At 64.7% G+C, this 13737-nt stretch carries 17 protein-coding genes; all 17 read left to right on the top strand.

Features of this window, described 5'->3' with window-relative positions; all coding sequences use genetic code 11:
• Window positions 1-81: 81 nt before the first annotated feature.
• Window positions 82-591 carry a ferredoxin-type protein NapF gene (gene napF / locus R2B70_RS06630; protein ID WP_318162931.1) on the top strand — a complete coding sequence of 170 codons (510 nt, stop codon included), beginning with the start codon at window positions 82-84 and terminating at the stop codon, window positions 589-591.
• Window positions 588-890 carry a chaperone NapD gene (locus R2B70_RS06635; RefSeq protein ID WP_318162932.1) on the top strand — a complete coding sequence of 101 codons (303 nt, stop codon included), beginning with the start codon at window positions 588-590 and terminating at the stop codon, window positions 888-890. Before napF ends, R2B70_RS06635 begins: the two co-directional genes overlap by 4 nt.
• Window positions 891-1015: 125 nt before the next feature.
• Window positions 1016-3505, top strand: coding sequence for a nitrate reductase catalytic subunit NapA (gene napA / locus R2B70_RS06640; protein ID WP_171269545.1), 2490 nt, complete (start codon window positions 1016-1018; stop codon window positions 3503-3505).
• Window positions 3506-3520: 15 nt separating this feature from the next.
• Window positions 3521-4255: a ferredoxin-type protein NapG gene (gene napG, locus R2B70_RS06645; protein WP_216989907.1), complete on the top strand. Its 735-nt coding sequence runs from the start codon at window positions 3521-3523 to the stop codon at window positions 4253-4255.
• Window positions 4252-5127 carry a quinol dehydrogenase ferredoxin subunit NapH gene (gene napH, locus R2B70_RS06650; RefSeq protein ID WP_042077407.1) on the top strand — a complete coding sequence of 292 codons (876 nt, stop codon included), beginning with the start codon at window positions 4252-4254 and terminating at the stop codon, window positions 5125-5127. The genes napG and napH overlap by 4 nt, the downstream gene beginning before the upstream one ends.
• Window positions 5127-5582 (top strand): nitrate reductase cytochrome c-type subunit, encoded by a 456-nt coding sequence (locus R2B70_RS06655; RefSeq protein ID WP_042077409.1) that lies wholly within the window; start codon window positions 5127-5129, stop codon window positions 5580-5582. The genes napH and R2B70_RS06655 overlap by 1 nt, the downstream gene beginning before the upstream one ends.
• Window positions 5583-5675: 93 nt before the next feature.
• Window positions 5676-6266 (top strand): cytochrome c3 family protein, encoded by a 591-nt coding sequence (locus R2B70_RS06660; protein WP_219143939.1) that lies wholly within the window; start codon window positions 5676-5678, stop codon window positions 6264-6266.
• A 170-nt stretch (window positions 6267-6436) separates the two neighbouring features.
• Window positions 6437-6943 (top strand): molybdenum cofactor biosynthesis protein B, encoded by a 507-nt coding sequence (moaB, locus tag R2B70_RS06665; protein ID WP_209793565.1) that lies wholly within the window; start codon window positions 6437-6439, stop codon window positions 6941-6943.
• A gap of 9 nt (window positions 6944-6952) precedes the next feature.
• On the top strand, window positions 6953-7477 hold the full coding sequence (moaC, locus tag R2B70_RS06670) for a cyclic pyranopterin monophosphate synthase MoaC (RefSeq protein ID WP_318162933.1): 525 nt from the start codon (window positions 6953-6955) through the stop codon (window positions 7475-7477).
• Window positions 7474-7719: a molybdopterin synthase sulfur carrier subunit gene (moaD, locus tag R2B70_RS06675; RefSeq protein WP_318162934.1), complete on the top strand. Its 246-nt coding sequence runs from the start codon at window positions 7474-7476 to the stop codon at window positions 7717-7719. Before moaC ends, moaD begins: the two co-directional genes overlap by 4 nt.
• Before the next feature lie 97 nt (window positions 7720-7816).
• Complete coding sequence (gene moaE / locus R2B70_RS06680) at window positions 7817-8296, top strand: molybdopterin synthase catalytic subunit MoaE (protein WP_318162935.1); 480 nt, start codon at window positions 7817-7819, stop codon at window positions 8294-8296.
• A gap of 61 nt (window positions 8297-8357) precedes the next feature.
• Window positions 8358-9071 (top strand): molybdate ABC transporter substrate-binding protein, encoded by a 714-nt coding sequence (gene modA, locus R2B70_RS06685; protein WP_318162936.1) that lies wholly within the window; start codon window positions 8358-8360, stop codon window positions 9069-9071.
• A gap of 57 nt (window positions 9072-9128) precedes the next feature.
• A complete protein-coding gene (gene modB / locus R2B70_RS06690; RefSeq protein WP_318162937.1) occupies window positions 9129-9809 on the top strand; it encodes a molybdate ABC transporter permease subunit in 681 nt (226 codons plus the stop codon).
• The gene (gene modC / locus R2B70_RS06695; protein WP_209793570.1) at window positions 9806-10861 is read left to right on the top strand and encodes a molybdenum ABC transporter ATP-binding protein; all 1056 of its coding nucleotides are present in this window, start codon (window positions 9806-9808) and stop codon (window positions 10859-10861) included. The genes modB and modC overlap by 4 nt, the downstream gene beginning before the upstream one ends.
• Window positions 10862-10906: 45 nt before the next feature.
• On the top strand, window positions 10907-11686 hold the full coding sequence (locus R2B70_RS06700; protein ID WP_318162938.1) for an alpha/beta fold hydrolase: 780 nt from the start codon (window positions 10907-10909) through the stop codon (window positions 11684-11686).
• Window positions 11687-11798: 112 nt separating this feature from the next.
• A complete protein-coding gene (parM, locus tag R2B70_RS06705; RefSeq protein ID WP_245195958.1) occupies window positions 11799-12842 on the top strand; it encodes a plasmid segregation protein ParM domain-containing protein in 1044 nt (347 codons plus the stop codon).
• Window positions 12835-13710, top strand: coding sequence for a hypothetical protein (locus R2B70_RS06710; RefSeq protein WP_318162939.1), 876 nt, complete (start codon window positions 12835-12837; stop codon window positions 13708-13710). The genes parM and R2B70_RS06710 overlap by 8 nt, the downstream gene beginning before the upstream one ends.
• Window positions 13711-13737: the final 27 nt, after the last annotated feature.

Genomic DNA, 13737 nt, shown 5'->3' on the forward strand with positions numbered 1-13737 from the left:
ACACCCACGCTTATAATTGGTATTAAAAATACCACTCACGGGATCCGCGCAGGGGGTCTCCCCCTGTGAAGAGGAGTCGATATGGCCGATGGGATCAATCTGTCACGCCGCGGCCTGTTTCGAGGACGCCTGAGTACTCCCAAGCCCGGGGTACAACTGCCCTGGTCCGTCTCCTGGGACGAGTTCGTGGCCGACTGCACCCGCTGCGGCGACTGTCTGGCCGCTTGTCCGGAGCAGATCCTGGTGAAGGGGGACGGCGGCTTTCCCGCGGTCGACTTTCTGCGTGGCGAATGCACCTTCTGCGCCGAGTGCGTCGACGTCTGCCAGGCGCCGGTGTTCCGACCGACGACCCAGACACCCTGGGAGTATGTGGCTCATATCGAGGCCGGTTGCCTGGCCAGTGCCCAGGTCTTGTGCCAGCGTTGCCAGGACAGCTGCGAGCAGCAGGCCATCCGTTTTTCCCCCCAGCTGGGGCGAGTGCCGACCCCCAGCGTCCATACCGAGTCGTGCAACGGCTGCGGTGCCTGCGTGGCGGATTGCCCGGTCGGCAGTATCAGGATGGGTCTCCCTCACGACGGGGGGCAAACATGACACAAGAGACGAGCCAGTTGGAAAGCAGCGAGATGAAGCGAGAAGAGTTCCACGTATCCAGCCTGGTGGTACTGACCCAGCCCCCCTTGCGCCACCGGCTCGCAGAGCAGATTTCGGCCCTGGATGGGGCCGAGGTCCATGCCGTCAGTGACGAAGGCAAGCTGGTGGTGACCCTGGAAGGGCCCAGCCAGCGCCCCATCATGGCGGCCATCGATGCGATCAATGCCATGCCGGGCGTGCTCTCCGCCGCCCTGATTTACCACCAGTTTGATGAAGTCGAAGCCGAGGGCAGGGAATAGCGCCATGAGGCTGGGCCGCGCGGTTCGCGATGCCCGATGAAAGCAATAAAGCGCCATGACGCTGAGCCAGCGCGGCTCGTGACAATGGCTGTCATTGATGTGATTAAGCAATGCGAGGATATGTCATGAAGCTGAGTCGACGCGACTTTATGAAGGCCAATGCGGTGGCGGCAGCCGCTGCCGTGGCCGGAGTCAGTGCCCCCACCCTGGCGGCGAACCTTATTACCAGCACCGACAAGACTGCCATCACCTGGGACAAGGCACCCTGCCGCTTCTGCGGCACCGGCTGCTCCGTGCTGGTGGGCTCTCAGGCCGGGCGTGTCGTGGCGACCCAGGGCGATCCCGATGCGCCGGTCAACCGTGGCCTCAACTGCATCAAGGGCTACTTCCTGTCCAAGATCATGTATGGCGAGGATCGCCTGACCCAGCCCATGCTGCGCATGACCAATGGCAAGTTCGACAAGAATGGCGACTTCGCCCCCATCAGCTGGGATCAGGCGTTCGACATCATGGCCGAGAAGTTCAAGGCCACCCTCAAGGAGAAGGGACCGACCGCGGTCGGCATGTTCGGCTCCGGCCAGTGGACCGTCTGGGAAGGTTATGCCGCCGCCAAGCTGATGAAGGCGGGCCTGCGCACCAACAACCTGGATCCCAACGCCCGTCACTGCATGGCCTCCGCCGTGGTCGGTTTCATGCGTACCTTCGGCATGGATGAGCCCATGGGCTGCTATGACGACATCGAGCAGGCCGACGCCTTCGTGCTCTGGGGCTCCAACATGGCCGAGATGCACCCCATCCTCTGGTCGCGGATGTCCGATCGCCGCCTCTCCAACCCGGATGTGCAGGTGCACGTGCTCTCCACCTTCGAGCACCGCAGCTTCGAGTTGGCGGACAACGGCATGGTGTTCACGCCCCAGACCGACTTGGCGATCCTCAACTACATCGCCAACTACATCATCCAGAACGACAAGGTGAACTGGGACTTCGTCAACAAGCACACCCAGTTCCGCAAGGGCGTCACCGACATCGGCTATGGCCTGCGCCCGACTCACCCGACGCAGCAGAAGGCCAAGAACCCCGACAGCGGCGACTCGACCCCCATGAGCTTCGACGACTTCGCGAAGTTCGTGGCGGATTATGACGTCGAGTCGGTGGCCAAGCTCTCCGGCGTCTCCAAAGACAAGCTGGAGAAGCTGGCCCAGATCTATGCCGATCCGGACAAGAAGGTGGTCTCCTACTGGACCATGGGCTTCAACCAGCACACCCGTGGCGTCTGGGCGAACAACCTCTGCTACAACATCCATCTGCTGACCGGCAAGATCTCCACCCCGGGCTCGGGTCCCTTCTCCCTGACCGGCCAGCCGTCCGCCTGCGGCACGGCGCGGGAAGTGGGCACCTTCGCCCACCGTCTGCCCGCCGACATGGTGGTCACCGATCCCAAGCACCGCGCCATCGCCGAGAAGATCTGGAAGCTGCCGGAAGGCACCATTCCCGAGCAGGTGGGTTATCACGCCGTGCTGCAAAACCGCATGCTCAAAGACGGCAAGCTCAACGCCTACTGGGTGATGTGCAACAACAACATGCAGGCCGGCCCCAACATGAACGAGGAGGGATTGCCCGGTTATCGCAACCCTGCCAACTTCATCGTGGTCTCCGACCCTTACCCGACAGTGACCGCGCAAGCGGCTGACCTCATCCTGCCCACCGCCATGTGGGTGGAAAAAGAGGGTGCCTATGGCAACGCCGAGCGCCGCACCCAGTTCTGGCACCAGCAGGTGAAGGCGCCGGAAGGGGCCAAGTCCGATCTGTGGCAGCTGATGGAGTTTTCCAAGCGCTTCACCGTGGAAGAGGTGTGGCCGGCTGAGCTGATTGCCAAGATGCCGGAAGTGAAGGGCAAGACCCTGTTCGAGGTGCTCTACGCCAACGGGCAGGTCAATCAGTTCCCGAAAGAGCAGAGCAAGGGGGCGCTGAACGACGAGGCGGAACACTTCGGCTTCTACGTGCAGAAGGGGTTGTTCGAGGAGTACGCCTCCTTCGGTCGCGGCCACGGCCACGATCTGGCACCGTTTGATCAGTATCACGAGGCCCGTGGCCTGCGCTGGCCCGTGGTGGACGGCAAGGAAACCCTGTGGCGCTATCGCGAAGGGTTTGACCCTTATGTGAAGGCGGGGGAGGGGGTGAAATTCTACGGCAAGCCCGATGGCCGTGCGGTGATCTTCGCGCTGCCCTATGAGCCAGCCGCCGAGGCACCGGATAAAGAGTATGACATGTGGCTCTCCACCGGCCGCGTGCTGGAGCACTGGCACACCGGCACCATGACTCGCCGGGTCCCCGAGCTCTATCGCGCCTTCCCGGATGCGGTGCTCTTCATGCACCCGGAAGATGCCAAGGCCCGCGGCGTGCGCCGTGGCGAAGAGGTGATCGTCTCCTCCCGCCGTGGCGAGGTGAAGACCCGCGTCGAGACCCGCGGCCGCAACCGTCCGCCCAAAGGCCTGGTGTTCATGCCCTTCTTCGATGCGAGCCAGCTGGTCAACAAGCTGACCTTGGACGCGACGGATCCGCTCTCCAAGGAGACGGATTACAAGAAGTGCGCCGTCAAGGTCATGAAGGCCTAAGGCGGGGCTGGGGGGATGAGTCGCAGCCGTCGCCAGTTCCTGGCCGACCTCGCCAAGGGGGCCTGCAGCGTGGGCCTCCTCGGGGCGGGTCTGGGCACGGTGGCGCGCCAGCAGGCCCAGGCGGTGCCCGCCCAGGCGCTGCGCCCGCCGGCGGCCCTCGACGAAGCGGATTTCCTCGGCGCCTGCGTGCGCTGCGGGCTCTGCGTGGAGGCCTGCCCCTACGACACCCTCAAGCTTGCCCGGTTGCTGACCCCCGTGACCACGGGTACCCCCTACTTCGAGGCGCGCAGCGTCCCCTGCGAGATGTGTGACGACATCCCCTGCGTGGCAGCCTGCCCGAGCGGAGCCCTGGATCAGGGGATGACGGACATCGATCAGGCGCGGATGGGGGTGGCGGTGCTCATCGACCACGAGACCTGCCTCAATTACCTGGGGCTGCGCTGCGACGTCTGCTACCGGGTCTGCCCGCTCATCGACAAGGCGATCTCGCTCGAACTGGTACGCAACCCGCGCACCGGCAAGCACGCCATGTTCCTGCCCACGGTGCACAGCGAGGCCTGCACCGGCTGCGGCAAGTGCGAGCACGCCTGCGTGCTGGAGGAGGCGGCCATCAAGGTGGTGCCTCGCGGGCTCGCCAAGGGGGAGCTGGGCCATCACTACCGGCTCGGCTGGGAAGAGAAGGCCAAGGCGGGCAAGTCCCTCATCGGTGATCGCCTGACCCTGCCGACCCGCAAACCGGAGGGGCTATGAGTCGTTATCCAGGGGCCGAAGCCCGGGCGCGGCTGGGCTGGTGGCGGTCGCATCGCTTCCTGCTGCTGCGCCGGCTCTGCCAGTTCGGCGTGCTCTCGCTCTTCCTGCTGGGACCGCTGGCGGGCATCTGGATCCTCAAGGGCAACCTCTCCAGCTCGCAGTTGCTGGAGACGGTGCCCCTCACGGATCCCCTGACCCTGCTGCAGTCGGTGGCGGCGGGCCATTGGCCCATCCCCACCCTGTGGCTCGGGGCCGGGTTGGTACTCGCGGGTTACTGGCTGGTGGGGGGGCGGGTGTTCTGCTCCTGGGTCTGCCCGGTCAACCTGGTCACGGATGCCGCCGCCTGGGTTCGGGCCCGGCTCGGTCTCAAGGGCAACGGCCAGTTCAACCGCCACACCCGCTACTGGCTGCTGGCCATGGTGCTGGTGGCCCCGGCCATCACAGGCGTGCTGGTGTGGGAGCTGGTCAACCCGGTGTCGCTCAGCCTGCGCGGCCTGCTGTTCGGCATGGGGGCGGGCTGGGGTCTGCTGGCGGCCCTGTTCCTGTTCGACCTCTTCGTGGTGGAGCGGGGCTGGTGTGGTCATCTCTGTCCGGTGGGGGCCTTCTATGCCCTGGTCAACCGGGTGGGGTTCGTCAAGATTGCAGCCAATGGGCGCGAGCGGTGCAGCAACTGCATGGATTGTTATGCGGTCTGCCCGGAGCGTCCCATACTGCGCGGCCCGGTTCACGGGGCCAAACGAGGTCACGGGCCCTTGATTGCGGCTCAGGAGTGCACCAACTGCGGCCGTTGCATCGATGTCTGCGCGGAGCAAGTTTTCGAAATCACTACAGGTTTTGCCGTCAAGGCAGAGAAAACGTCGGAGAACAAATAATGAAGAAGCTGATTGGAGCAATGCTGGCCTGCCTGATGGCGGGTTCCTTGATGGCGGCCGTCCCCGAGATCACCAACAGCACGGGGGGGATCAAGTCGGAGCGGGGGAGCACGGATCTGGTGACCGAGGCCGATGCGGCCCCGCTCAAGAACTACCGCAAGGACGGCGACATCTATGATCGCCAGTACATGCATCAGCCCCCGCTGATCCCTCACGACACCCGCAACTACGAGGTGGACAACAAGGTCAACAAGTGCCTGGCCTGCCACAGCTTCAAGAACGCCAGCAAGATGAAGGCGCCCAAGATAAGCCCCACTCACTTCGAGACCCGCGATGGTCAGACCCTGGGAGAAGTCTCTCCCCGCCGCTACTTCTGCCTGCAGTGCCACGTGCCGCAAGCGGACGCCAAGCCGCTGGTGGAGAACACCTTCAAACCGGTCGAAGCACTGAACTAAGGAGTTTACCGATGACATCACTCAGCCTTGTCCCCAGTGTCTGGACCACCTTCAACACACCAGTGAACGAAGCACTGAACTGAGGAGCCATAGATGAAATTACCCGGCTTTGTCCAGCGTCTGTGGACCACCTTCAAGTCACCGTCCAGGGCGGCTCTCTGGGTCATCCTGCTGATGGGCTTCTTCGGCGGCGTCATCTTCTGGGGCGGCTTCAACACCGCCATGGAGGCGTCCAACACCGAGGCCTTCTGCACCGGTTGTCACGAGATGAAGGACAACGTGTTCGTGGAGTACCGCGACACCATCCACTATGCCAACCGCTCCGGCGTGCGGGCCAGCTGCCCGGATTGCCACGTGCCCCACGAGTGGACCTACAAGATCATCCGCAAGGTGCAGGCCTCCAAGGAGCTGTGGGGCATGATCACCGGCAAGGTGGACACCCGCGAGAAGTTTGAATCCCACCGCCGCGAGATGGCGGAGCGGGAGTGGAAGCGGATGAAGGACACGGATTCGCGCGAGTGCCGCAACTGTCACAACTTCGAATACATGGACTTCTCCCTGCAAGGGCGGCGAGCGGCCCAGATGCACTCCACCAACCTGGCAAGCGGTCAGAGCACCTGCATCGACTGCCACAAGGGGATTGCGCACCAACTGCCTGACATGAAAGGCGTGCCAGGCTTCTGATACCCAGGCCACCGGATCCCGCCGATCCGGTGGCCTGTGATTTTCACCCCCTCTGCCAGACAACTTTTGATAGAATCCCGCCCGGTAGCGTGTCGTCCTGCATCCTCGACCAGGCCAGGCGGCGCCTTCATCCCATCCTCTCGTGGTCAATGATTGACAGGAATTGCCCCATGGCCCCCAAACACAGCGAATTCATCCCTCTCAAGATCGCCGTACTGACGGTCTCCGACAGCCGCAGCGCCGCCGACGACAGCTCGGGGGACTACCTGGTGTCCGCCCTGACCGAGAGCGGCCATGTGCTGGCCGACCGGGCACTCTGCCCCGACAACCTGTTTCGCATCCGGGCCCAGGTGAGCGACTGGATCGCCGATGAAGGGGTACAGGTGGTGCTCATCAACGGTGGCACCGGCTTCAACGAGCAGAACCGGGTTCCCGAGGCGGTCGGCGTGCTGTTCGAGCGCACCGTGCAGGGTTTTGGCGAGATGTTCCGCCAGCTCTCGTTTGCCGAGATCAAGGGCTCGGCCATGCAGAGCCGCGCGCTGGCGGGGCTCGCCAATCGCACCCTGATCTGCTGCCTGCCTGGCTCCACCGGCGCCTGCCGCCTCGGGTGGGAGCAGCTGATCCGGGATCAGCTCGACGCCCGCACCAGGCCGTGCAACTTCGTCGCCCATCTGTGAGGGGCAGCCATGAACCCGACCGATCCCAGGCAGACTCAACCCAACCTGACTCATCTCAACCAGAGCGGTGAAGCCCACATGGTGGACGTCACCAACAAGCAGGTGAGCGAACGGGAGGCCCGCGCCGAGGCCTTCGTGCGCATGGCGCCCGACACCCTGGCGCTCATCCTGAGTGGCCGGCACCACAAGGGCGACGTCTTCGCCACCGCCCGCATCGCCGGCATCATGGCGGCCAAGAAGACCGCCGATCTCATCCCCCTCTGCCACCCCCTGGCCCTGACCCGGGTGGAGGTAGAGATCCAGGCCCAGCCCGAGCACAATAGGATCCACATTCGCACCCTGTGCAAGCTCTCCGGCAAGACGGGGGTGGAGATGGAGGCGCTGACCGCGGCGTCGGTGGCTGCGCTGACCATCTACGACATGTGCAAGGCGGTGCAAAAGGACATGGTGATCGAGCAGGTCCGGCTGGTGGAGAAGAAGGGCGGCAAGTCCGGTCATTTCCAGTTGGATGCAAATGCAGGAGAGAACGCATGATCAAGGTACTGTTTTTTGCGCAAGTCAGGGAGCTGGTCGGCTGCGACGAGCTGAGCCTGTGCTGCGAGTACGCCAGTGCGGACGAGCTTCGCCACGCCTTGAGCGAGCGGGGTGACAAGTGGACCCTGGCGCTGGAAGCGGGCAAGCTGCTGGTGGCGGTGAACCAGACCCTGGTGCCCCTTGATACGCCTCTCCATGATGGCGATGAGGTCGCCTTCTTCCCGCCGGTGACCGGAGGTTAAGGATGAGCAAGATAATGACCGTGGATCGCACCACTGAGCTGTGCGGTGGCGACGAAGTGGCCTTCTTCCCTCTCTCCAGTAACGACCGGAGGCTGACATGAGCGAGGTAAGCATGACCGATCGCATCCTGGTGCAGCGGGCGGACTTTTCGCTGGCCGAGGAGTACGGGCGTCTCGCCACCCGCCCCGACAGCGGCGCCATTGTCACCTTCGTGGGCAAGGTGCGCGACTTCAATCAGGGGGAGCACGTGAAGGGGCTGGCCCTCGAGCACTACCCCGGCATGACCGAGAAGGCGCTGGCCGCCATCGTGCAGGAGGCGCGAGCGCGCTGGCCGCTGCAGGAGTGCACCCTGATTCACCGTATCGGCGAGCTGCTGCTCGGGGATCAGATCGTGCTGGTGGCGGTGAGCAGCGCCCACCGCGAGGCGGCCTTCGAGGCCTGCCACTTCATCATGGATTTTTTGAAGACCCGGGCACCGTTCTGGAAAAAAGAGCTGACCGCCGACGGGGTACAACGCTGGGTCGAGGCCAAAGCGAGCGACGACGCCGCCGCCGCCCGCTGGCAACAAGGGGTGTGAATCCGCCGGGCCCCCCGCGACAGGGCTGCAAACCGGCACAGGTTTCAACAGGAGTAAGGGAATGAAGAAGCTGTTATCCGTGGTGTTGCTGAGTGCTTGCGCCACCGCCGTGCAGGCCGACGAGGTCAAGGTGGCCGTGGCGGCCAACTTCAAGGGCACCATGGAGCGCATCGGCAAGGCGTTCACCGCCAAGACCGGCCACGACGTCGTCATCAGCTCGGCAGCCACCGGCGTGCTCTATACCCAGATCAGCCACGGCGCCCCCTTCGATCTCTTTCTTTCTGCCGACGTGGCGACCCCTCAGAAACTGGAAGCCGAAGGCAAGGGGAGCGAGCGTTTCACCTACGCCATCGGCCAGCTGGGCCTGTGGCAGAAGGGGGGACCGGCCCCCGACGAGGCAAGCCTGCGCCACTGGCAGGGGGAGCTGGCCATCGCGAACCCCAAGACTGCCCCCTATGGCGCCGCCGCCATGGCGACCCTGGAACACCTCAAGATCGATCCCAGGCAGTACCGCCTGCTGACCGGCACCAACATCGGCCAGACCTGGCAGTTCGTCGACACCGGCAATGCGAAGCTCGGCTTCGTCGCCTGGGCCAACCTGGTGGAGGCGGGCAAGACAGGCGAAGCCTGGGTGGTGCCGAGCCAGTTCCATCCTGCCATCGAGCAGCAGGGCCTGGTCCTGAAGAAAGGGGAGGCGGTGGACGCCCTGGTGGCCTGGCTCAAGGGGCCGGGGCAGGCGCAGATCAAGGCCGCGGGTTATGCCCTGCCGCAGTGATGGCCCGTGTGCTGAGAGGCCTCCTATGCCTGCCAACCTGTATCCGGGAAGCGGGCGATGAGTGAGGGGGATCTGCTGGCGATCTGGCTCACCCTGAAGCTGGCCGCCGGCACCACCGGCATCCTGCTGCTGCTGTCGCCGCCGCTCGCCTGGTGGCTGTCTCGCAGCCAGCACCGACTGCGTCCCGTGGTGGAGGCCCTGGTGGCGCTCCCCCTGGTGCTGCCGCCGACCGTGCTCGGCTTCTACCTGCTGATCGCGTTCTCCCCCGAATACGGCATCGGCGCCTGGTGGCGACAGACCTTCGGGACCCCGCTCGCCTTCAGCTTCCTCGGCCTGCTCACCGCCTCCGTCATCTACTCGCTCCCCTTCGTGGTGCAGCCCCTCACCTCCGCCTTCGTCAACATGGGCAGCAAGGAGATCGAGGCCGCCGCCACCCTGGGGCTGGGGCCCATCGAGCGCTTCTTTCGCATCATCCTGCCGATGACGCTGCCCAGCTTCGTGATGGCGGCGGCCCTGGGTTTTGCCCACACCCTAGGGGAGTTCGGCGTGGTGCTGATGATAGGGGGCAACATCCCTGGCGAGACCCAGGTGCTCTCCATCGCCCTCTTTGATCACGTGGAGACGATGGACTATCGCAGCGCCCACCTGCTGGCGGGCGGCCTGATGGGCTTCTCCCTGGTGATGCTGGTGCTGGTCTACGGCGTGCTGCAGCGCCGGCAACGGAGGCTGTTCGGATGACGCTGGAGATCTCCGTTCGTCGCTCCTTCGGCCCCTTCACCCTGGCGTGCGAGCTGTCGCTGCCCCCCTGCCGCATCCTCGGTCTGTTCGGCCCCTCTGGCTGTGGCAAGAGCACCCTGCTGCGCATCCTCGCCGGGCTGGATCGGGCCTCCTCGGACGCCCTGTGCTGGCGCGGGCGCGAGCTCGCGGCCCTGCAACCCGAGGCGCGCCGCATCGGGCTGGTGTTTCAGGATGCCCGCCTCTTCCCCCATCTGAGCGTGCTCGGCAACCTGCAACTGGCGGCCAGCAAGGGCAGGGGGCGCTGGCAACCGGAGGCGCTGGCGATGCGGCTCGGCTTTGCCGAGCTGCTGGAGCAGCCCGCCCACGGTCTCTCCGGCGGTCAGCGCCAGCGGGTGGCCCTGGGCCGCGCCCTGCTGGCGGAGCCCGATCTGCTGCTGCTGGACGAGCCCTTCTCGGCGCTGGACAGGCGCAGCCGCATCCATCAGGCCCACGTGCTCAAGGGGTTGCAGCAGGAGAGCGGCATCCCCATGATCTTCGTCAGCCATGCCATGGAGGAGGTGAGCCTGCTCTGCGATCGGCTGGTGCTGCTGGCGGATGGCCGGGTGGAGGCCCAGGGCTCCCCCGAAGAGATCTTCGCCCGCACCGACCTGTCTCTGGCCAGTCGCGACGACGTCGGGGTCATGCTCTCGGCGACCCTGGCACACTATGACGAGCGCGAACAGATGGCGACCCTGCGGCTCGGGGAGCAGATCCTGATGGTGACCATGGAGCATGCCCCCGACGAGGCGGGTCCCCTGCAGATCAAGGTGGCGGCGCGGGACCTGGTGATCGCCACGGCGCCCATCGAGCACTCCAGCCTCTCCAACTGCCTGGAGACCCGGCTGCTGGGGGAGCGGGAGGTGCGGCCGGGGCAAACCCTGTTGCAGTTGGCCCTGGGGCAGCAGATACTGCTGGCCCGGATCACCAGCCGATCCGCCAGGCGCCTGGATCTGGCGCCCGGGCAGCGGCTCTATGCCTACGTCAAGGCGGTGAGCCTGGTGGGGGAAGGCTGAGGCCGATACGGGCAGGCGGCTATCGAAAGAAAAGGGAGAGGACGGGTGCGTCGCAACCAGGTAATGAAATCCCATGGATTGGCCCTGCGCAGCGCGGGGGAGGGGCCCCTGCTGGTGCTGCTGCACGGGCTGGGCTCCTCCAGTCTCGACTGGCAGGCCCAGATAGAGCACTTCGGCGAGCACTACCGGGTGGTGGCGCTGGACTTGCGTGGTCACGGCCAGAGCCTGCAAGAGGGGCCCTTCGACGTGCCCACCCTGGCGGCGGACGTGGCCCGCTGGCTCGAGGAGCAACCCGAGCCCGCCTGGGTGGTGGGGCTCTCCTTGGGGGCCATGGTGGCGCTGGAGCTGACGCTGCGACTGCCGCACAAGGTGCAGGGGCTGGTGCTGGTGAACGGCTTCAGCGAATTTCTGCTGGAGACCCCCAAGGAGCAGGAGCGCTACGCCATGCGCCTCAAGTGGCTGCGCTGGTTCGGCATGCGGCCGCTCGCCTGGTGGCTTGGGCGGGAACTCTTTCCCGGTCCCGAGCTCGCCCAGGTGCGCCACACCTTCCGGCTGCGCTTCGTGCGCAGCAACAAAAAAAAGACTTATCGTGCGCTGCTGGAGGCGCTACCCGGTTGGTCGGTGCGCGCCCGTCTCGGCACCATCTGGCAGCCGGTGGCCATCGTCTCCACCAGCCACGACTACCTGCCGCTCGCGAGGCGGGTAGAGCAGTTCGCCTCCCTGCCCAACGCCAGCATCCACACTCCCGAGGGCCATCACGCCTGGCCGGCGGAAGATCCCGCCGGGTTCAATCATTTGCTTCACCGGATTTTAGAAACTCATTAAACTTGTCGCCCCTTAGGCTTATCACCCGTGTATGGATTGGTCCGATCGCCTTGCCACTGGCACAAGGCAAGGCAATCGGACCCATTTTTGCTCTATCAACAGGTATTTCCTCATGTCTGAAGTAATGAAAATGGCCATCGACGATGGTTCGACCAACGTCAAGGTGAGCTGGATCGACAACAAGGTGCTCAAGACCATCATCTCCCCCAACTCCTTTCGCAAGGATTGGAAGAGTGCCGCCTTGCGCAAGGACAAGAAGATCTACAACTACGAGATAGGCAATACCAAGTACACCTACGACGCCACCTCCGACAAGTCCCTGGCCACCACCCACGTGGAGTACCAGTACGACGATCTCAACCTGCTCTCCGTGCACCATGCCCTGTTGCAGACCGGGGTCACCCCCTGTGACGTGGCCATCACGGTCACCCTGCCCATCACCGAGTTCTACAACCCGGACGACTGCCAGCGCAACGAGGAGAAGATCGAGAAGAAGCGCCGCAACCTGATGCGGGCCATCAGCCTCAACAAGGGTGAGCTGTTCAACATCGTCAGCGTGGAGGTGATGCCGGAGAGCCTGCCTGCCGCCCTCTCCCGCCTGATCGGCTCCGGCTGCAACGAGTTCACCAAGACCCTGGTGATCGACTGCGGCGGCACCACCCTGGACATGGGGATCATCGTCGGCGAGTTTGACGACGTCTCCGACGTCTATGGCAACAACGAGATCGGCGTCTCCATGGTGACCGACGCGACCCGCAAGGCGCTGGCGGCGGCGGACAGCGACTCCAGCTATCTGGTGGCCAACGAGTTCATCAAGCGTCGCCACGACATGAGCTTCGTGCGGGACGTGGTCAACGACGAGAGCCAGATCCCCAAGATCCTCGAGAAGATGCAGAACAAGATCGACGAGCTGGGCTCCCAGGTGGCCCACGAGGCGAAGAAGTTCGCCAAGAACCCGAACCGGGTCTATCTGGTCGGCGGCGGGGCGTCGCTGATCTTTGATGCCATCAAGGCCGCCTACCCGACCCTGGGTGACAGGGTCGAACTGCTGGACGACGCCCAGTCCGCCCTGGCGCGGGAGATCTGCCTCTACACCACGGAAGAGGAAGAGGTGTACCGGGAAGCGCCGGTGATGGCCGGGGTCGGCGATGAGTAGTCAACTCAAGCGCATGACCTTCTCCATCTTCATGGATCCGGGTGCGCTGGAGTCTGATCGCTACGCGGCCGGGATCTTGCAAAGCTGGTATCAGCGGGCGCGCAAGATCCAGGACGATGTGGAGGAGTTTGACTTCTCCAAGAGCCGTTTTCACAAGGACATCTACCTCTCCGGCATGTTCCTCTATGTGCTGGCCCCCAGCCTGTGCAAGGGGATGGCCAACGCCTTCGGCCCGGAGCAGGTGAACCTCGCGACCCTGCGCCACGTCTTCGCCGGTTGCGGCTTCGATCTGGGGGAGGGGGCGACCCCCGCCATGACCGACACCCTGATCGACGAAATAGTGGCCAGGCTGGCCCCCCGGCTCGAGCAGGGGGACTCGGCCTCCCTGGTGGAGGAGATAGTCCAGCGCCTGGGGCAGCCCCAGACCGCCGCCTCCCAGGTCCACCTGGTCGACGAGATAGTCCAGCGTCTGGGACAATCACAAGGTGGCCTATCCCAGACTGACCTGGTGGACGAGATAGTGAACCGCATCGGCGAGCAGCAGCCTGCCGCGCTGTGGGACGAGCTGAAGCAGGGGCTGCCGGTCCCGCTCGATCACGATCTGCTGGCGGAAGCCATCGCGGGCAAGCTGCCCACCGCGGCGGCGGAGCCGGATCTGGCCCCCCTGGCCGGCAGCATCCAGCAGCTCTCCCGCCAGCTGGAGGAACAATCCAGGCTCATCCGCGAGCAGCATCTGCTGATCCAGCGGCTGGCCAGCCAGCCGGGCCGGCAGGTCGGAGGGAATGAGCCGGGTGCCGAGCCACTGATCGAGGATCTCTCGAGCCAGGTGGCGAACATGAAGAAGGTCAAGGCGAAGGGGATCTTCTAGGGCCATGTCGACACTGCGATGCAAAAA

It is taken from the genome of Aeromonas sp. XH (assembly GCF_033348475.1).
Taxonomy (GTDB): domain Bacteria; phylum Pseudomonadota; class Gammaproteobacteria; order Enterobacterales; family Aeromonadaceae; genus Aeromonas; species Aeromonas sanarellii.